This window comes from Kribbella qitaiheensis (assembly GCF_042657745.1).
Taxonomy (GTDB): Bacteria; Actinomycetota; Actinomycetes; order Propionibacteriales; family Kribbellaceae; genus Kribbella; species Kribbella qitaiheensis.
The window spans coordinates 154,401-171,004 of record NZ_JBHSKE010000006.1 but is presented as its reverse complement, the minus strand read 5'-3'; the positions used below and the strand labels follow the sequence as shown (position 1 = coordinate 171,004).

Sequence of the window (16,604 nt, the reverse complement as noted above, 5' to 3'; positions counted from 1 at the left end):
GTAACGGGTCAGGCGTTACGTCAGAAGAGCAGGATGCGCGAAGGAGGTGGACGGATAAAGGTACGGACGGTGCTGGGAGATGTGGCGCCGGAGAAACTCGGGGTGACGGACTCGCATGATCATCTGTTCTTCAAGAGCGCGGTGTTGCCCGGTCAGGGACTGGACGACGAAGCCGCCGCCCTCGCCGAGGTGCGGGCGTTTGCCGAGGTGGGTGGACAGACGATCGTCCAGTGGACGCCGTACGGGCTCGGGCGGCGGGCAGCGGTCCTGCCGAAGATCTCTGCGGAGACAGGGATTCACCTGGTGGCGGCGACGGGTTTGCACCGGGAGGAGCACTACCCGGACGGTGTGGTGGAGGCGGTCAGGCCGAGGTTGGCGGAGGTGTTCGTCCAGGAGTTGACCGAGGGGATCGGCGATACCGGGGTGAAGGCCGGGCTGATCAAGGTTGCCGGTGGCTTTCATCGGCTGGATGAGCACGCGCTCATGGTGATGAGTGCGGCGGCCGAGGCGCATCACGCGACCGGTGCGCCGATCGCGGTCCACCACGAGTTGGGGACGGCGGCGGACGCGGTCCTGGATCTCCTGGTCGATGAGTACCACGTCCAGCCGGCGAGCGTGATCCTCGGACATCTGAACCGGTTCCCCGATCACGGATCCCACCTCGAGCTTGCCGCGCGGGGATCATTCCTCGCCTTCGACGGGCCATCGAGGGCGAACCACGCGACCGATGCGCGGCTGTTCGACTGCCTGGCCGCACTTGCCGACGCGGGGTACGCCGACCGCTTGCTGCTCGGCGGCGACACGACCACAGCCCGGGCGCGGTCGACCGCTGACGGTCCGGGCATTCCCTACCTGCTCACCGGACTCAGGCCAAGATTGATCCGCCGCTTCGGAGAAGATTTCGCGACCTCGGCGTTCGTCGCCAACCCGGCCCGCGCTTTCGCGACCGCCTGGCGAACATGAGTTGACCGGACGGGCGACATTCTGTTGCCGGGGGCATCCGGGCGGTACGGTTCGCTGGTGAACACGATCGCGCAGATCTTCGTCGCCCTGGCCGGTGTCTTCCACCTTGCCGTCTTCGCTCTGGAGAGCCTGCTCTTCAAGAAGCCGAGCACCTACCGGCGCTTCCTGATCAAGACCGAGGCCGAGGCGGAGGCCGCCCGGCCCTGGGCGTTCAACCAGGGCTTCTACAACCTGTTCCTCGCGATCGGCGCGATCGGCGGCCTGATCGCCGGCGGCGACAAGGGTCACGCGATCGCGTTGTTCGCCTGCGCCTGCATGGCCGGCGCCGGCATCGTCCTGATCGCCTCGGACCGCCGGATGGCCCGCTCGGCCGCCCTGCAGGCCGTCCCGCCGATCCTCGCTCTAGTCCTCGCCGCCGTCCTCTGACGCACACCCAATCCTCAAGGGCGCTTGAAGTCGAAAGGTTGACTTCAAGCGCACTTGATGTCCGAGGGTGCTCTTCATGACGACAACCGCCGAGCCCTCGACCAGTACCGCGGCAGCACCTCGGCCGCGCGGCGTGCTTGCGCCGGAGTACCGGGCACTGACCGTCGGGATGGTCGCGCTGATCACCCTGGTCGCGTTCGAGTCCCTCGCAGTCACGACCGCGATGCCGACCGTCGCGCAGTCGCTGGACGGGCTGTCCCTGTACGCGCTCGCGTTCGGTGGACCGCTCGCGTCGAGCGTCGTCGCGATGGTCGTCTCCGGCACCTGGAGCGACCTGAAAGGCCCGGCCCGGCCGCTCTGGCACGGCACCGCGTGGTTCCTGGCCGGCCTGATCATCGCCGGGGTCGCCCCGACGATGGAGGTGCTCGTCGTCGGCCGCATCATCCAGGGCTTCGGCGGCGGCCTCCTCACGGTCGCCCTGTACGTCGTCGTCGGCCACCTCTACCCCGCGGAACTCCGGCCTCGTATCTTCGCCGCGTTCGCCACCGGCTGGGTGGTCCCGTCCCTGGTCGGCCCCGCGATCGCCGGCCTCATCGTCGAGCACGCGAGCTGGCGGATCGTGTTCCTCGCAGTACCGGCGATGGCGATCCCGGCCGCGCTGGTGATGCGCCCCGGTCTGGCTCGTGCGGACGCTGGTACTACGGAGCAGGAGCACAGGTCGCTCTGGGACCGGCGGGCCATGTGGGCGATCGCCGCGGCGGTAGGCGTCGGACTGCTCCACTGTGGCGGTCAGCAGCGCGGGATTCTCCAGATCGCCTTGCTCGCCGCCGGTCTGGCCGGCGTGGTCGCCTTCTCGCCGAAGTTGTTGCCCAAGGGAACTTTCACCGTGTGCACCGGGCTCCCGGCCGTCGTCGCGCTCCGCGGCCTCGTCGCGGCGGCCGGATTCGGCGCCGAGGTGTTCCTTCCGCTGATGCTGACCCGGGAACGCGGACTCTCACCCTCCTTCGCCGGTCTGGTGCTCACCGTCAGCGCGCTCACCTGGACCGCCGCCTCGTGGTACCGGGGACGGCCGCACCAGCCGTTCTCGCACGAGGTGTTCCTGCAGGCCGGGATGATCTCGATCGTGCTCGGCATCACGGCGGCGACACTGACGCTGAACCCGCACGTGCCGGTGCTCGTCGGCATCCTCGGCTGGGGGCTGGCCGGTCTTGGGATGGGCACGGTGTTCCCGACCGTCTCGGTGCTGATCCTGCAGTACTCGAGTCGCGAGGAGCAGGGCGCGAACAGCTCCGCGCTGCAGCTCAGCGACGCGTTGGCCACGGCCACGGTGCTCGCGATCGGCGGCTCGCTGTTCGCCGCGATCGAGCCGCACTCGGCGACCACCGCCTACCTGACCGCCTTCGGTCTCCCCGCCGTCCTCGCCCTGCTCGGCGTCTTCGCCGCCCGCCGTACCAATCAGGAGGTCGGGTAGCGGGCTACTCCTTGGAGCCGGTGACCGCGATGCCGGCGCCGAGGCCGATGATCATCAGCCCGCCGGTGCCACCGACCAGTTCGAGGCGGCGCGGGGAGCGGGCGAACCACTCGCGCGCGGTCCCGGCGACCAGTGCCCACAGGCTGTCGGAGCACAACGCGATGGCGATGAAGATCAGGCCGAGCAGCAGGATCTGCACCGACGCCGGCGCCGCGTGCTTGTCGACGAACTGCGGCAGGACCGCGGCGAAGAACACCGCCGTCTTCGCGTTCGTCACCCCGACCAGGAACCCCTGACGCAGCGCCCGCCGGGTGCTCGCGGGCTTCACATTGCCCTGCAACGCCTCGACCAGCGACTTCCGGGTCCGGAACGCATGCACCCCGAGATAGATCAGGTACGCCGCCCCGGCCAGCTTGACCACGGTCAGCGCGATCGCGCTGGCGGCGATGAGCGCACCTAGCCCGAGCGCGACCGCAACAAGCATCACGGCCGCGCCGACCGTGTTCCCCACCATCGTCAACACCGCCTCGCGCCGCCCGACAGCCAGCGCCCGCCCCACGATGAACAACACGCTAGGCCCAGGAACCACGATGATCACGAACGAGGTGATCGCAAACGCAAGCAGATGATGACCGGGCGGCATCCCCTCAGACTAGGGTCCGCGCCGCCCGGGCCGCAGGTGAATTCCGACACTCGCCAGACTCCCGCATCTGGACGGCAGCGCGCCGGCGCGTTGACCGTGGGATCGCGGGGCGGCTACCTTTCCAGGGACAACCTGCGGTGCCATGAGGGAAACCGGTGAGAGACCGGTACGGCCGCGCCACTGTGAGCGAGCTTGCTCGTGAGTCAGGACGCTCGGGCATCAGCAGCCTTTCGAAGGGGACGCGCACTTCCCCAGGAGGTACTCAATGTCTGCACCCACGCCTGCCCGATCGGTCGCCGTACCGGCCATTTCGCCGCGCCTGCTTGCCGTCGCTCTGCTCGCGGTCGGCCTGCTGCTGACGCTCGCCTACCTGGTCGCCTTCGACCAGGGCGCCGTCTCGCAGTCGGGCATGTACATGCACGAGCTGATGCACGACGGGCGCCACCTGCTCGGCGTTCCCTGCCACTAGTCCTGTCACCACTTGATCGGAAAGACAGGATCGCCATGCGCACCTTCGGATCTGTTCTGGTGCGCGGACTCCTGGTGGGACTCTTCGCCGGCCTGCTGGCCGGAACCTTCGCGTACGTGATGGGCGAACCGCACATCGACTCCGCGATCGCCATCGAAGAGGCTGCCGGTGCCGCGCACACCCATGACGCTGACGGTCAAGCCGTCCCGGCCGAGGCCGAGGAAAAGCCCCTCGTCAGCCGCGACGGCCAGCGAGCCGGCCTCTTCCTCGCCACTTCCCTGTATGGCGTGTCGCTCGGCGGCATCTTCGCTGTCGGCTTCGCTCTGTTCCGGCGCAGGCTGCGGACCGGCAGCGACTCGTACGCCGCGCTCGGGCTGGCCGCCGCTGGGTTCGTCGGGATCGTGCTCATACCGTTCCTCAAGTACCCGCCGAATCCACCCGCGGTCGGTGATCCCGACACGATCACCAAGCGGACGGTGACCTACCTGCTGACCGTGATGATCGGCCTGCTCGCCGTCTGGGCCGGGGTCGCAGCCTCCCGCTGGGCCCAGCGGTTCGGCCCGGCGCAATGGATCCGCCTGGGCGTCGGCGCGGCCGCCTTCCTGGCGACTGTCGTCGTGGCGTACCTGATCCTGCCGTCGATCAACGAGGTTCCGGGGTCGTTCCCCGCTACCCTGCTCTGGCAGTTCCGGCTCGCCTCGCTCGGGACGCAGTCGGTGCTCTGGCTGCTCCTCGGGCTCGGGTTCGCCGCAGTGATCGACCGTCGTGTTCCGGTGTCCCATCCCGAGGTGGTTGCAGCTTGACGAGTCTCACGTTGGTCGCCCACGCCCTGACCCCGGATCTGCGCGGACTCGTCCTGGGCGGCGCGGCCGCACCGGACACCTCGAGCGTCAAGGCGGCTCGTGAGCTCAAGATCAACGCGGCCGAGGTGTACTCCGGTCCGGAGCAGGCCGCCGTGCAGACAGCGGAGGCACTCGGCGTGGTCCCGACGGTGGACCAGGCCCTGCGGGATCGCGAGTACGGCGACTGGGCCGGGCGAAGCCTCGAGGAGTTGCTGGCGGCTTCACCCGAGCCCCTGGCCGCGTGGCTCGAGCGGCCCCATACCGCGCCACCCGGCGGCGAGAGCGCGAACGACCTGATCACCCGGGTCGCCGACTGGCTGGGCGACCTGGCCCAGCCCGAGGCAGAGCGCAGTACGGGGGTCCGGGACGTGGCGGCGGTTGTCCACCCGGCGGTCGTTCGAGCGGCGATCCTGTACGTGCTCCAGGCGCCGGCGGAGTCCCTCCGCCACGTCGATGTCCGGCCGCTGTCCGTGGTGCGGTTCAGCGAGTACGACGGACGCTGGAGTCTGCTCGCAGGCAGCTGATCGGCTGTCCGAGACGGTGACTTGAGCGACCAGCGGACGCCCGGTCCAGGTCTGCGCGTCGTCGGCTTTGTAGGTCACTTTCCGGTAGATGGGACTTCCCGTCAGGGGGTTTCCGATGCCAGACTGCCGGAAGCCCGGTGTGAGGCCTGGGTGACCGACTGTGACGGGGAGTCGCGATGGCGGAGGCGGAAAAGCTCGAGAAGCTCGTACGGCGCGTGCGGAACCTCCCGCCCGAGGCCGCGGCCCGGGAGGCGCGCGCCTTCTTCGACAGGCTGCAGCCGGGGACTGGCATCGCCTTGGCCGACGGCCGGCCCGAGTTGGTCGGATCGCTCGACGGAGCACCCGCCGCGCTGCGCTACCGAGCCAACCACCTGCGCCTGCTCGCCGCCCGCGACCGCCTCCACGCAGCGATCGACGCCGGTACTGGGACCGATCACGAGCGGCGGCGCCTTCAGACGGTGGACGAGTTGCTGACTCCGGTGTCAGGGACCGACGTGGATGCCTCCGGCAACGTTGTGAAGGTTCAGCGGCCGCGGCAATTCCTGGTGGTCGAGCCCGAAGGACAGGGCCGGGCCGTCGAGGTGCTCGGTGATCTCGATCGGGCGCGGCACATCGCGATCCTGGTGCCCGGGATGGGCAACAACCTGGAGACCATCCGCGACCAGGTGGACCGGGCGGACCTGATCCGGCGCGAGGCCGGGCCGGGGACGGCGTCCGTGCTCTGGCTCGACTACGACTCTCCACAAGGCGTTCGCGACGCGATGAGTAGTGTGCCAGCCCAGGAGGCCGGTCCCGGGCTGCGGCGCTTCACCGCCGGCCTCGACACCGAGACGTTGCCCACGGCAAAGGTCACGCTGATCGGGCACAGCTACGGTAGCCACGTGGTGGGACAAGGACTGATCAACGGGGTTCGGGTCGACCGGGTCGTGCTGACCGGCAGCCCCGGCGTCGCGAAGTCGGTGAACGGGGCCGCCGAACTGGTGCCGCCCCAGACCCGGCTGTTCGTCGAACGGGCGCCGGGCGACTACGTCTCCTACACCGAGTGGCACGGCCCGGACCCGGCCACCTACCCGGACGCGACCCGCATGGCGACCAACGAACCGGCCGGAGGCAGGATCACGGTCCAGGGCCACAACGAGTACTACCGGCCGAACAGCGAGGCGCTCCGCAACGTCGGCCGAGTGGTCCGCGGCGACCTCGCGCACGTCACCACCACCGACACGAGCCGTTCGGCAGAGACCAAGCTCGCGCCCGGGCTGTCCTGGGGCGAGCCGCTGCACTCCGCCGTTGGCGCCGCCGCCAAGGTGTTCGACGGAATCGCTGCGCTCCGGAAGGCCACCCCGGACCGCGCCGCGGCGTCCACCCCGGTGCCGCAGCAGGGAGTGCTCGAGCACGGTACCCGCCCCGCAACGCACCCGGCCAGGACCGCCGCCGCGCACCCCCGACGGCCGGAAGGACCGAGGCGATGACGCTGACCGAGGCTCGCGACTTCCTGCGAACCGAACTCCTCGCCGTGGCGACGGCCGTAGTACCGGGTCAGACGGCTGTGGTCACCCACGATCCGGGGCCGATCAATCCAGGCGCGCTCTTCGACGGACGCGGCCCGGCTACGGTCTGCAGCATCACGGTCGAAACAGGCGAGCCGACCGCGTCAGACCCGGCATGGGCGGTTGCCGCGGCGGCGGCCGTTCTCCAGAGCCGCGGCTGGCGGGCAGAGGTCGAGCCGGTCGAGGAGAGCCACCACCGCGTAGCCGCCTCCCGCGACGGCTTCGAGATCGCCGTCCACGCCTGGACCACCGACTGGCGCCTAACCTTCACCGGCGAAACGCCGCCGCTCCCCGACTCGGGGGAGTAAGAGGTCACCAGCAGTCGTCGACGCCTCGAGAATCGTCCGCAGCCGGCTCGTGTGTCGCAGCCGCCTTGGCCAGTGAGCCCTCGGCGACCGGCTCTGTGCACAGTGCCCCTGTGCACAGACTGTCCTCATCCTGCCGCTGGACTGACCGGTGACGCGCGCGCGCCTGTGGACAACCTGACCGCTTCCGGCCAATCACGGGATCCCTTGTAAATAAGGGGTTCTCGGTTCGGAAACTGTCGGGGGGTGTGTCTACAGTCGTGGGTATGGAACTGGTGGAGATGCGCCCGGCGTACACGATGAGCGGCAGCGAAGCGCTGTCCGCTCTCGACGCCCTGCACATCGAAGCCGCTACGCGAGGCACCTACCGCCTAGAGCTCCTGGCCCGGCTCGAAGAAACCGGCTACGCCAAGGAACTCGGCGCCCGCGACACCACGCGCTTGCTGTCGATGCGACACCGTCTGGACGCGGGCACCGTCCGCCGCGACCTCAAGCTGGCCACCAATCTCGCCAAGTACCAGGCCGTCACTGCCGCCCTGCCCGACCCGCACACCCCGACCATCCACGCCGCCCCGACTGCCGCGCCGGACACCAACGACCTGGCGCACCCCGACACTGGTCCTGATGACACTCGGCCGCACCTTCACCCTGCCCAGGCCGAGGCGATCGTCAGTGCGCTAGAGAGGGTCCGGAAGTCGGCCGTGATCGCGGTCGAGGACTTGCAGGTGGCCGAGGACCAGATGGTGAAGGCCGCCGAGTTCCTATCGCCGTTGGACCTAGGCAAACTCGGCCGGCAAGTCCGCGACCGCCTCGACACCGACGGCCCTGAACCCGCCGAGGACCAGGCGTACCGGCGCGAGTCGCTGTGGCTGCACAACGCCGACCACGGCATCAAGTTCGGCGGCTTCCTGGCCAACGAGAACGCCGAGGCGCTGAAGACCGCGATCCACGCCCTCGCGAAGCCACACAAGACCGTCACCGGCGAGCTCGACCCCCGCTCCCGCGACAAGCGCCAAGCAGACGCCTTGACCACCCTCGTCACCCTCGCGGCCGGCGCCAACGACGCCGACTCCGGCCACCGCAGCCTCGCGGTGACAGTCACCATCGACTACGCCGACCTCAAGACCAGGCTCACCGCTGAGGGTGCTGGCGGAATCCTCGTCACGGATGTAGAAGATGTGGGGGCGGGATCCACCGGTGACGGATTCGGTGAACTCGTCTATGGCGACAACCTGTCCGCGGGCGCCGTGCGCCGCCTCGCCTGCGACGCGGGCATCATCCCGATCGTTCTGGGCTCCCGCTCCGAACCTCTCGACGTCGGCAGCGAACAGCGCTTCGTCACCCGGCCCATCCGCCGCGCCCTCAACAGACGCGACAAGGGCTGCGTGGTCTGCGGCGCGCCACCGATTCAGTGCGAGGCCCACCACCTCATCCACTGGGCCGACGGCGGCCCCACCGCGTTGACCAACATGGTCCTGCTCTGCAAGGCCCACCACGTTGACCTCCACAACGGCCACTGGACGATCACCATCACCAGCGGCACCGTCCACGTCACCCGCCCACCCTGGGCCGAACCAACCCGTGGAGACCCTCATCGCAGCCCAAGCCCCCACCCATCAGCCGACCGGCCAGCAGCCGACGGGTCAACTACAAACCACCCACCACCCGACCGCCCAACAGCCGGTGGGTCGGTAGCGGACGGGTCGGTAACCGACCGCCCGGCCGCTGATCGGCCACGACCTGTGCCCAATCCGCCACCCGACAGGACCGGGCCCACCCCAGGACCCATCCCCGACCACCTCACTTCGACCCGCCCTCCAGCGACGAGGCGTGATGAGCCACGGCCTGTACCTGCGCTCGGTCGGGCCTGGCCGATGGACCGCGACATCCCATGGATCACGCCAGAGGAAGCCGAACTCCTCAGGCCCTGGGAAGACACAACCCGCCCACGAGCTGGCTGATCGGCGAGCCCACGCACAGGCTGGGCGGGGAGTCAAGGAGCGGGCTGAGTGGGGTACCCATGAGTGGGCTGACCTGGGCCCACGCGCAGGTTGGCGGGGTAGCCCATGAGCTGGCTGAGCGGCCAGCAGCGAGAGCCGACTGCCGCCGCCGGCACGAGCGGTACCGGCCGCGGCACAGGTCCACAGGGTGCCGACCCCCTGAGAACGTCTGATTCACGGCGAACCAGACGGCGGTGCTCTCTGAGCATCTGCAGCTCGGTCTGGCCTGCGCGACGTGCTTCGCGGAGTTGGCCGGCCCGCGGACGCATCGGTTCCAGGCGGGCGACTTGTCGCATCCACTTGACCGCATCACGAGCTGCCGAGCCGCCGAGTCGTTGAGCTCATCGAGTCCACGCGGGCTGTCGAGCTGCCAGGCGGCTGGCTCATTGAGTCCGCGCTGGCCGCCGACGCTCGCTCGCCCCGTCGCTCCCTCCGACCGCTCCCATCCACCCCGGCCCGCCGCCAACCCCCGTTGCCCGCTCGAGCCGTTAGGTGGTTCACCGCCCGCCAATCGTCGCGGCGATGTGCATCCGCCCGCTCGGTCGGCTCCGCCGAAACTCCCGCCCGCCAGGCACGACACCGCGGGACCCGCCGGCACCAACGACACCGCAGGACACGCCGACACCCACGAGTGCGCTGGGACGTCCGCGGGCACGGCGACTCCGGCGTGGGAGCCGCTGAGCCCGCGGCGCTCGGCCCTCGGCGAATACGCGCTCCAGGGGAAGCCCCGGGCCGCGATCGCCTGCTCGGGGTGTCGTCGGCGCCTGTGTCAGGGGAGATGTTGCATTGCCACTCAGGTGGCGTACCCACCCACGGCGGATGCACGCCGCCACCAGGAGCCCACCCCTGCTCGGATCACCTGTAGTCACCGAGGCGGGGGACGGAGGGCGCGTGACACCGGGGTGGGTGGGAGCCGAGCGAGCGGGCGGAGGAGTCGACGGGAAAGCCGCGTGGTTCTGTGTCAGGTCGGCTTTCTAGGAGTTTGCCTTCCGCTCTGCGGCGCTTTGTAGTACGCAGAATTCGTTGCCCTCGGGGTCGCGCATGACGACGAAGCCGGCGCCGGGTTTTGCTCCGGGTTCCAGTTTGTCGGGGGTGGTGCGGTCGTCGTAGATGGTGGCACCCAGGGTGAGCAGCCACTCGACCTCGGCCTCGCGGGGGCCGTCTGGTTCCAGGTCGAGGTGGAGGCGGTTCTTGACGGTCTTGTCGTCGGGGTTCTGCCAGAAGAGGAGCGTCATCGAGTCGGTGATGACGCTGGCGGCGGGGTCGCCCGGGAAGTCGTCGTCGGCGAGTTTGCCGTTGAGCACCTTGGCCCAGAAGGTCGCCAGAGTGTACGGGCCGTGGGTGTCGAATGTGAAGGTGCGGACGGAGGAGGTCATACGGCAGACAGTGCCGCAGACCGCCCCCGTTCGCTACCGGATTTCAGGCCTTGCCGAGGGTCTGCTTTTGGCGGCCGAGGCCCTGGATCTCGCACTCGACGGTGTCGCCGGGGGACAGGTACGGGAAGCGGCCGGACAGGGCCACGCCCTCCGGGGTGCCGGTGTTGACGAGGTCGCCCGGGTCGAGAGTCATGTACTGCGAGAGGTCCCGGACCAGGGCGGCCACCGAGAAGATCATGTCGCGGGTATTCGAGTCCTGACGCGGTTCGCCGTTCACCCAGGACTTGAGGTCCAGGTTCTGCGGGTCGTCGACCTCGTCGGCCGGGATCAGCGCCGGGCCCAGCGGGTTGAAGGTCTCGCAGCACTTGCCCTTCGACCACTGGCCGCCGGACACCTCGAGCTGGAAGGCGCGCTCGGAGACGTCGTTGGCGATCGTGTAGCCCGCGATGCAGGCGAGCGCCTCCTCGTCGGAGGCCAGGTACCGGGCGGTCTTGCCGATCACGACCGCCAGTTCCACCTCCCAGTCGGTCCGGGTGGAGCCTCGCGGCACCAGCACCTCGTCGTACGGGCCGACGACGGTGTTCGGGTGCTTGAAGAAGACGATGGGCTCCTTCGGGGGTTCGGCGCCCGACTCGGCCGCGTGGGCGGCGTAGTTCTGGCCAATGCAGACCACGGCGGCCGGCCTAGCGATCGGCGCGCCGACCCGGAGCCCTTCGGCCGACGCGACCGGCAGGGAGCCGGCGTCGAGGGCGGCCCGGGCTCGGGCGATGCCGTCGGAGGCGAGGAAGGCGCCGTCGATCTCGGCGGTGACGGAGCTCAGGTCGTAGACGGTGCCGTCGGTGGAGCGCAGGTACGGGCGCTCCTCACCGACCGCGCCGAGGCGAAGCAGTTCCACAGACTCTCCTAGCTAGACGGAAGTTTCACTCCTGGTCGAACACGGGACGCAGCCGCGCCCGCGAGGCTTCGATGTGGGACCGCATCGCGGCGGCCGCCTCGACCGGGTCGGCCTTGCGGACCGCCGCCACGATCGTCTTGTGCTCGCGCAGGGCCTTCGTCGCGATCCCGCCGCCGTAGTACAGCCGGAAGAGGTGCAGGTGGCAGTGGGTGCGGGCGAAGGACTGCCGGGCGGTCTCGTTGCCGGCCAGTTCCAGCACCAGGTCGTGGAACCGCTGGTCGTGCGCGGCCATCGCCTTGTAGCTGTCGTAGTCCGGCCGGTCCGGGACGTCGGTGTAGCTGAGCATCTCGTTCTTGAGCCGGGTCAGGTCCTCCGGAGCGGTCCGCTCCGCGGCACGGCCGGCCGCCCACGGCTCGATGTGCAGCCGGTACTCGAAGAGGTCCTCGAACTCGGCCCGGGTCAGCGTCGACGACACCCGGTAGCCGCGCAACGGCTCCTTGATCACCAGACCGTCCGACTCCAGCCGGGCCAGCGACTCGCGGATGGGCGTCTGCGAGATGCCCAGTTCCCGGGTCAGGGCGTCGATGTTCAGCCGGGTGCCCGGCGCGACCACGCTGTCCATGATCAGGCCCTTGACCGTCTCGTAGACGTCGTCGCTCAGTACCTGTCGCTGAGGCAGGCGCGTGAGCTGCCCCGCCAGACCCACATGCGCATCCGTCACAGTAGCTCCTCCCGAAGCCTCATTCTGCCCGACCAACCGTCACAAGTGTGCACAGTCGTTACCGACACATGTCTTGACGCCATCAGTGTGAGGCGGCAGCATCAACTACGCAATATCCTATAGGATCTCCGAGGAGACATCTCCATGGTCGCCCCAACGTCGCTCTACCCCAGGACCGCTGTCGGGTTGGCCGTCGTCGCGCTCGCCGCGACCGACTGCAGCACCAAGCACTCGAACGACACCGCGGGCGGTCCGGCGGACGATGACGCCCCACCGGTACGTGGAACGACCCGGTGGGCCTGAAAGGCGGCTCCAAGGTGGAGCTTGCCCTGATCCCGGGTGGGGCGCACCCGCATTTCCAGCCCTGGAAGACCACCGCCGAGCAGGACAAGACGGAACTCAAGCTCGGGGGTGTCAAGTTCAACGAGACCGGCGAGTGGGACCAGGGCAAGCAGAACAACGCGGTCTCGTGCTCGTGACCGGCATGCAAGGGAACACGCGGGCCCAGCCGAACACACCGCCAACCGTCCAGGCGACCAACCAGGCGACCAACCAGGGGAACACGCAGAGGGACATGCAGACCTTGCCTAAGACGACCATCCGCCGGGCCGAGGCCTTCCTCGTCGACCTCGAGGTGGAGACCGTCCGGACCGACGCCGTGCAGTCGTTCCTCAAGCAGGAGACGATCTTCGTCGAGCTCGAGACCACCGACGGCTTCGTCGGCCTCGGCTACTCCTACACGATCGGCACCGGCGGTACGGCGGTGCTCGCGATACTGCGGGACCACCTGCTGCCGCGGCTGGTCGGTGCGGACGCCCGCAACGTCGAGGGGATCTGGTTCGACCTGTTCGCCTCCACCCGGGCGACCACGGTCGGCGCGATCACGTCGCTCGCGCTGGCCTCCGTTGACACCGCGCTGTGGGACCTCCGCTGCCGCCGCGCCGGGGAGCCCCTGTGGCGTCTGGCCGGCGGTTTCCGCCGGAACGTGCCGCTGTACGACACCGAGGGCGGGTGGTTGCACCTGACCACCGACCAGCTCGTCGCCGGTGCGCTTGCCTCGCAGAAGGCCGGCTGGCCCGGGGTGAAGCTGAAGGTCGGCAAACCCCGCGTGCATGAGGACCTCGAACGGCTCAGCGCAGTACGGGATGCGGTCGGCCCCGCGCTCGACATCATGGTCGACGCGAACCAGTCGATGACGTACGCCGAGGCGAAGCGCCGGGCCCGGGCCTTCGAGCCGTTGGACCTGAGCTGGTTCGAGGAGCCGCTCCCGGCCGATGACCTGACCGGGCACGTCCGGCTCGCGGAGTCCACCTCGATCCCGATCGCGGTCGGCGAGTCGATGTACTCCGTGTCGCAGTTCCGCGAGTACCTTGCTGCCGGCGCGGCGGGGATCGTCCAGGTCGACGTGGCCCGGATCGGCGGCATCACCCCTTGGCTGAAGGTGGCGCACCTGGCCGAGACCTTCAACCTCGAGGTCTGCCCGCACTTCCTGATGGAGTTGCACGTCAGCCTGACGGCCGCCGTACCGAACGGGCGGTACGTCGAGCACATCCCGCAGCTGCGGGCGATCACCACGGCCGAGATGGAGATCGTGGACGGGCACGCGGTGGCGCCGGACGAGCCCGGTCTCGGCATCGCCTGGGACCGCGACGCGATCGACGACCGGCGCGTTTCGTGATCCGGCTGATCCACGCGAGAAGGACGGCAGCGGCATGAACGGGCGGGTTGACGCGCATCACCACACCTGGGACCTGAGCGTCCGGGAGCAGAGCTGGATGGTCGGGCCGGCGATGGATCCGCTGCGGCGGAACTTCTCGATCGACGACCTCGCCCCGCTGGCGGCCGCGACGGACGTCACCGCCACCGTGATGGTGCAGACCGTCGGGATGCCCGAGGAGACACTGGAGTTCCTGGCCGTTGCCGCCGACAACGAGCTGGTCGCGGGTGTGGTCGGCTGGGTGGACCTCACGGCCGACGATGTCGCGGATGCCCTGGCCCGCCTGAAGGAGCGACCTGACGGCCAATGGCTGAAGGGGATCCGGCACCAGGTGCACGACGAGGAAGACCCGCGGTGGTTGTGCCGCTCCGACGTACGGGCTGGGCTTGCCGCGGTGGCTGAGGCCGGGCTGGTGTACGACCTGCTCACGAAGACGCCGCACTTGCCAGCCGCCGTGGAGACGGTGCGCGCGCTGCCGGAGTTGTCGTTCGTGGTCGACCACATCTCCAAGCCGGTGGTCGGCGAGAGCCTGGAGCCGTGGGCAGCCGAACTACGCTCGCTCGCAGCGCTGCCGAACGTGAGCTGCAAGTTGTCGGGCATGGTGACCGAGGCGTCGTGGACCGACTGGAAGGTGTCGGACCTCCGGCCGTACGCGGACGTCGTGCTGGACGCGTTCGGCCCGGACCGGGTGATGTTCGGCTCGGACTGGCCCGTCTGCTTGCTGGCCGCTTCGTACAGCGAGGTCATGCAGGCGGCCGTCGACCTCACCTCAGGTCTCACCAGTACCGAACGCGACGCCGTCTTCGGTGACACCGCCCGCCGCGTCTACGACCTGACCTGATCACGGTAGGCGGATGAAGTCCCGGGTGGCCGTGGCGGTGATCGCGGCGAGGGCCGAGGCGTCCTGAGGGCGGCCGCCGGCGACGATTTCGAACAAGGTGTGCTGGGCGTCGTTGACGGAGACGAGTCGGTCGACGACCAGCCGCGGACCGCGGGTGGGATCCGTGTAGGTGTAGGTGAAGGTCGTGTGGTGGAAGACCATCCCGGTGAAGTTCGGGTTGGTCGCCTTGGTGGTGCCGTCCACGCGGGAGATGAGCCTGAAGTCGGCCGACGCTGTGCTGGCCAAGGTGAGTTTGCGGTCGGTCAGCATCTTCACCGGAAGGTCCGAGGCATTGGCGTTCACCCGGAGGTTCCAGAGCTTGTTCGGGCTGCTGAACCGCACCTCGAAGGTGGACAGCTTGACCATCGACCAGGTCTTCGGCGCCAGGATGATGACACCGACCTCGGTGGCCGGATCTCCCCAGCCCCGATGCGCGTACTGCACTTGAGCCGGTGCCAGCGCGGGCACCGCCGACGTCGGCCTGGCGGTCGGCTCAGCGCTGGGCTTGGTGCTGGGCTCGCCGCTCGGCTGAGTGCTCGGCTCAGCGCCGGGTTTGCCGCTCGGCTCTGCGCTCGGTCCGGCTTCGGGGTGGTGCTCGTTCGCGTCGGCTGAGTGTGAGCCGATCACGAATCCGGCGGTGACACCGCCGGCGAGGACAACGGTGGCGGCTGCGCTGAGCGCGGCGGTACGACTGAGCTTCATCCGGCTTCCCTCAGGTCCTGACGGTCCTCTGACCGCACCCCTACGACGCCTTCGCCGGGTCAGAAGTTCACTCGGTCGCGAACTCCACTCTGACCCCGAGCAGCCGCACCGGCCGGCGGAGCTCGAACTTCTCCAGCAGCACCAGCGCGGCCGTCGCGATCACCTCGGGATCCTGGGTGATCTCCGGCAGTTTGCGGCTCTTGATCGGGGTGAAGAACGAGGTGAACCGCACCTTCACGGCGATCCGCTGGATGCTGCGGCCGTCCGCGACCACCTCCCGCGTCACCGTCTCGGCGATCCGGCGCAACTCCTGCTCGATCTCCGCCCGCTCCACGAGGTCGGTGGCGAACGTCTCCTCGTGGCTGCGCGACACCGGCTCGCGCGGTACGTCGGTCACCTCGGTGTCGCCGAGTCCGCGTCCGAGCGCGAGGTACCAGGTGCCCATCTTCGGACCGAAGCGTTTCTTCAGTACTTCGAGGTCGGCGGCCGCCAAGTCCGCGACGGTGAACAGCCCGAGTTCGTTGAGGTTCTGCGACATCCGGCTGCCGATACCCCAGAGGTCACGGACCGGGCGGTGGTGCATCACCTCGGCCCAGTTCGCGGCGGTCAACTCGTAGACGCCCTCGCCGCTCCCGCTGTCGCGCTTCCCGAACCCGGTGGCCAGTTTCGCCCGCACCTTGTTGTCGCCGATCCCGATCGAGCAGGACAGGCTGGTCCGCTCCAGGACAGCGCGGCGCATCTCCTGGGCCAACGCTTCCGGGTCGTCGGTCGAGGCGCCGACGAAGCACTCATCCCAGCCCCACACCTCGACGATCACCGGGAACTCGCGCAGCGTGTCCATCACCTCGGTGGAAGCAGCGTCGTACGCCGCTGGGTCGGTTGGCAGGAAGACCGCCTGCGGGCAGCGTTTCGCGGCCGCCCGGAGCGGCATGCCCGAGTGAACTCCGAATTCGCGAGCCTCGTACGACGCGGTGGCGACCACCTGACGCGCCTGGGTCGGGTCGCCCGAGCCACCGACCACCACCGGAAGTCCCCGGAGCTCGGGACGACGCCGGATCTCGACCGCCGCGATGAACTGGTCCATGTCGACGTGGAGAATCCACCAGCTCATACCCCAGAGGTA

Annotated in this window: 19 protein-coding genes and 1 riboswitch; of the genes, 13 read left to right on the top strand and 6 right to left on the bottom strand. The window is 69.2% G+C overall.

Annotation, left to right across the window (positions count from 1 at the left end):
• Nucleotides 1–69 precede the first annotated feature (69 nt).
• From ACFPJ1_RS05185 to ACFPJ1_RS05175, 3 genes are all read left to right on the top strand, one after another.
• Nucleotides 70–963, top strand: a complete 894-nt coding sequence (locus ACFPJ1_RS05185; RefSeq protein WP_380101685.1) for a phosphotriesterase family protein — start codon at nucleotides 70–72, stop codon at nucleotides 961–963.
• A 57-nt stretch (nucleotides 964–1,020) separates the two neighbouring features.
• Entirely contained in the window at nucleotides 1,021–1,389 is a 369-nt protein-coding gene (locus ACFPJ1_RS05180) for a DUF1304 domain-containing protein (RefSeq protein WP_380101684.1), read from the top strand.
• A 76-nt stretch (nucleotides 1,390–1,465) separates the two neighbouring features.
• On the top strand, nucleotides 1,466–2,860 hold the full coding sequence (locus tag ACFPJ1_RS05175; RefSeq protein WP_380101683.1) for an MFS transporter: 1,395 nt from the start codon (nucleotides 1,466–1,468) through the stop codon (nucleotides 2,858–2,860).
• 4 nt (nucleotides 2,861–2,864) lie between these two features.
• On the opposite strand, the gene ACFPJ1_RS05170 is transcribed toward ACFPJ1_RS05175, so the two are convergent.
• Nucleotides 2,865–3,503, bottom strand: a complete 639-nt coding sequence (locus ACFPJ1_RS05170; protein ID WP_380101682.1) for a LysE family translocator — start codon at nucleotides 3,501–3,503, stop codon at nucleotides 2,865–2,867.
• Between the two features lie 147 nt (nucleotides 3,504–3,650).
• Nucleotides 3,651–3,715: riboswitch (cobalamin riboswitch) on the top strand.
• 53 nt (nucleotides 3,716–3,768) lie between these two features.
• Between ACFPJ1_RS05170 and ACFPJ1_RS05165 the strand changes: the two genes are divergently transcribed.
• The 6 genes from ACFPJ1_RS05165 to ACFPJ1_RS05140 all read left to right on the top strand — a co-directional run bounded on the left by ACFPJ1_RS05165 (nucleotide 3,769) and on the right by ACFPJ1_RS05140 (nucleotide 9,151).
• Nucleotides 3,769–3,972, top strand: coding sequence for a CbtB domain-containing protein (locus ACFPJ1_RS05165; RefSeq protein ID WP_380101681.1), 204 nt, complete (start codon nucleotides 3,769–3,771; stop codon nucleotides 3,970–3,972).
• Between the two features lie 35 nt (nucleotides 3,973–4,007).
• The gene (locus ACFPJ1_RS05160; protein WP_380101680.1) at nucleotides 4,008–4,775 is read left to right on the top strand and encodes a CbtA family protein; all 768 of its coding nucleotides are present in this window, start codon (nucleotides 4,008–4,010) and stop codon (nucleotides 4,773–4,775) included.
• The gene (locus ACFPJ1_RS05155; RefSeq protein WP_380101679.1) at nucleotides 4,772–5,338 is read left to right on the top strand and encodes a histidine phosphatase family protein; all 567 of its coding nucleotides are present in this window, start codon (nucleotides 4,772–4,774) and stop codon (nucleotides 5,336–5,338) included. The genes ACFPJ1_RS05160 and ACFPJ1_RS05155 overlap by 4 nt, the downstream gene beginning before the upstream one ends.
• 176 nt (nucleotides 5,339–5,514) lie before the next feature.
• Entirely contained in the window at nucleotides 5,515–6,807 is a 1,293-nt protein-coding gene (locus ACFPJ1_RS05150; RefSeq protein WP_380101678.1) for an alpha/beta hydrolase, read from the top strand.
• On the top strand, nucleotides 6,804–7,193 hold the full coding sequence (locus ACFPJ1_RS05145) for a hypothetical protein (RefSeq protein ID WP_380101677.1): 390 nt from the start codon (nucleotides 6,804–6,806) through the stop codon (nucleotides 7,191–7,193). Before ACFPJ1_RS05150 ends, ACFPJ1_RS05145 begins: the two co-directional genes overlap by 4 nt.
• A gap of 263 nt (nucleotides 7,194–7,456) precedes the next feature.
• Complete coding sequence (locus ACFPJ1_RS05140) at nucleotides 7,457–9,151, top strand: HNH endonuclease signature motif containing protein (RefSeq protein WP_380101676.1); 1,695 nt, start codon at nucleotides 7,457–7,459, stop codon at nucleotides 9,149–9,151.
• Nucleotides 9,152–10,164: 1,013 nt separating this feature from the next.
• Here the strand turns inward: ACFPJ1_RS05140 and ACFPJ1_RS05135 are convergent.
• The 3 genes from ACFPJ1_RS05135 to ACFPJ1_RS05125 are packed head-to-tail and all read right to left on the bottom strand — an operon-like array spanning nucleotide 10,165 to nucleotide 12,182.
• Nucleotides 10,165–10,566, bottom strand: a complete 402-nt coding sequence (locus tag ACFPJ1_RS05135; RefSeq protein ID WP_380101674.1) for a VOC family protein — start codon at nucleotides 10,564–10,566, stop codon at nucleotides 10,165–10,167.
• Between the two features lie 43 nt (nucleotides 10,567–10,609).
• Nucleotides 10,610–11,461 carry a fumarylacetoacetate hydrolase family protein gene (locus ACFPJ1_RS05130; protein ID WP_380101672.1) on the bottom strand — a complete coding sequence of 284 codons (852 nt, stop codon included), beginning with the start codon at nucleotides 11,459–11,461 and terminating at the stop codon, nucleotides 10,610–10,612.
• Between the two features lie 25 nt (nucleotides 11,462–11,486).
• On the bottom strand, nucleotides 11,487–12,182 hold the full coding sequence (locus ACFPJ1_RS05125) for a GntR family transcriptional regulator (protein ID WP_380101671.1): 696 nt from the start codon (nucleotides 12,180–12,182) through the stop codon (nucleotides 11,487–11,489).
• A 144-nt stretch (nucleotides 12,183–12,326) separates the two neighbouring features.
• Here ACFPJ1_RS05125 and ACFPJ1_RS05120 point away from each other — a divergent pair, with 144 nt between their 5' ends.
• The 4 genes from ACFPJ1_RS05120 (at nucleotide 12,327) to ACFPJ1_RS05105 (ending at nucleotide 14,740) form a co-directional block, all read left to right on the top strand.
• On the top strand, nucleotides 12,327–12,485 hold the full coding sequence (locus ACFPJ1_RS05120) for a hypothetical protein (protein ID WP_380101670.1): 159 nt from the start codon (nucleotides 12,327–12,329) through the stop codon (nucleotides 12,483–12,485).
• Complete coding sequence (locus ACFPJ1_RS05115; protein WP_380101669.1) at nucleotides 12,476–12,661, top strand: hypothetical protein; 186 nt, start codon at nucleotides 12,476–12,478, stop codon at nucleotides 12,659–12,661. The genes ACFPJ1_RS05120 and ACFPJ1_RS05115 overlap by 10 nt, the downstream gene beginning before the upstream one ends.
• Before the next feature lie 95 nt (nucleotides 12,662–12,756).
• Nucleotides 12,757–13,860 (top strand): mandelate racemase/muconate lactonizing enzyme family protein, encoded by a 1,104-nt coding sequence (locus tag ACFPJ1_RS05110; RefSeq protein ID WP_380101668.1) that lies wholly within the window; start codon nucleotides 12,757–12,759, stop codon nucleotides 13,858–13,860.
• Nucleotides 13,861–13,894: 34 nt separating this feature from the next.
• Nucleotides 13,895–14,740, top strand: coding sequence for an amidohydrolase family protein (locus ACFPJ1_RS05105; RefSeq protein WP_380101666.1), 846 nt, complete (start codon nucleotides 13,895–13,897; stop codon nucleotides 14,738–14,740).
• Here ACFPJ1_RS05105 and ACFPJ1_RS05100 read toward each other — a convergent pair whose 3' ends face one another.
• Together ACFPJ1_RS05100 and ACFPJ1_RS05095 are read right to left on the bottom strand one after the other, a co-directional pair.
• Nucleotides 14,741–15,481 carry a PT domain-containing protein gene (locus tag ACFPJ1_RS05100; protein WP_380101665.1) on the bottom strand — a complete coding sequence of 247 codons (741 nt, stop codon included), beginning with the start codon at nucleotides 15,479–15,481 and terminating at the stop codon, nucleotides 14,741–14,743.
• 67 nt (nucleotides 15,482–15,548) lie between these two features.
• Complete coding sequence (locus ACFPJ1_RS05095) at nucleotides 15,549–16,592, bottom strand: DNA polymerase IV (protein WP_380101664.1); 1,044 nt, start codon at nucleotides 16,590–16,592, stop codon at nucleotides 15,549–15,551.
• Between the last annotated feature and the right edge of the window lie 12 nt (nucleotides 16,593–16,604).

Bases quoted from the DNA above. Each gene is read 5' to 3' on its own strand.
- ACFPJ1_RS05160 (WP_380101680.1), top strand. From the start codon at position 4,008: ATGCGCACCTTCGGATCTGTTCTGGTGCGCGGACTCCTGGTGGGACTC.
- ACFPJ1_RS05175 (WP_380101683.1), top strand. From the start codon at position 1,466: ATGACGACAACCGCCGAGCCCTCGACCAGTACCGCGGCAGCACCTCGG.
- ACFPJ1_RS05135 (WP_380101674.1), bottom strand. From the start codon at position 10,566: ATGACCTCCTCCGTCCGCACCTTCACATTCGACACCCACGGCCCGTAC.
- ACFPJ1_RS05150 (WP_380101678.1), top strand. From the start codon at position 5,515: ATGGCGGAGGCGGAAAAGCTCGAGAAGCTCGTACGGCGCGTGCGGAAC.
- ACFPJ1_RS05105 (WP_380101666.1), top strand. From the start codon at position 13,895: ATGAACGGGCGGGTTGACGCGCATCACCACACCTGGGACCTGAGCGTC.
- ACFPJ1_RS05145 (WP_380101677.1), top strand. From the start codon at position 6,804: ATGACGCTGACCGAGGCTCGCGACTTCCTGCGAACCGAACTCCTCGCC.
- ACFPJ1_RS05095 (WP_380101664.1), bottom strand. From the start codon at position 16,592: ATGAGCTGGTGGATTCTCCACGTCGACATGGACCAGTTCATCGCGGCG.
- ACFPJ1_RS05140 (WP_380101676.1), top strand. From the start codon at position 7,457: ATGGAACTGGTGGAGATGCGCCCGGCGTACACGATGAGCGGCAGCGAA.
- ACFPJ1_RS05170 (WP_380101682.1), bottom strand. From the start codon at position 3,503: ATGCCGCCCGGTCATCATCTGCTTGCGTTTGCGATCACCTCGTTCGTG.
- ACFPJ1_RS05165 (WP_380101681.1), top strand. From the start codon at position 3,769: ATGTCTGCACCCACGCCTGCCCGATCGGTCGCCGTACCGGCCATTTCG.
- ACFPJ1_RS05120 (WP_380101670.1), top strand. From the start codon at position 12,327: ATGGTCGCCCCAACGTCGCTCTACCCCAGGACCGCTGTCGGGTTGGCC.
- ACFPJ1_RS05110 (WP_380101668.1), top strand. From the start codon at position 12,757: ATGCAGACCTTGCCTAAGACGACCATCCGCCGGGCCGAGGCCTTCCTC.
- ACFPJ1_RS05100 (WP_380101665.1), bottom strand. From the start codon at position 15,481: ATGAAGCTCAGTCGTACCGCCGCGCTCAGCGCAGCCGCCACCGTTGTC.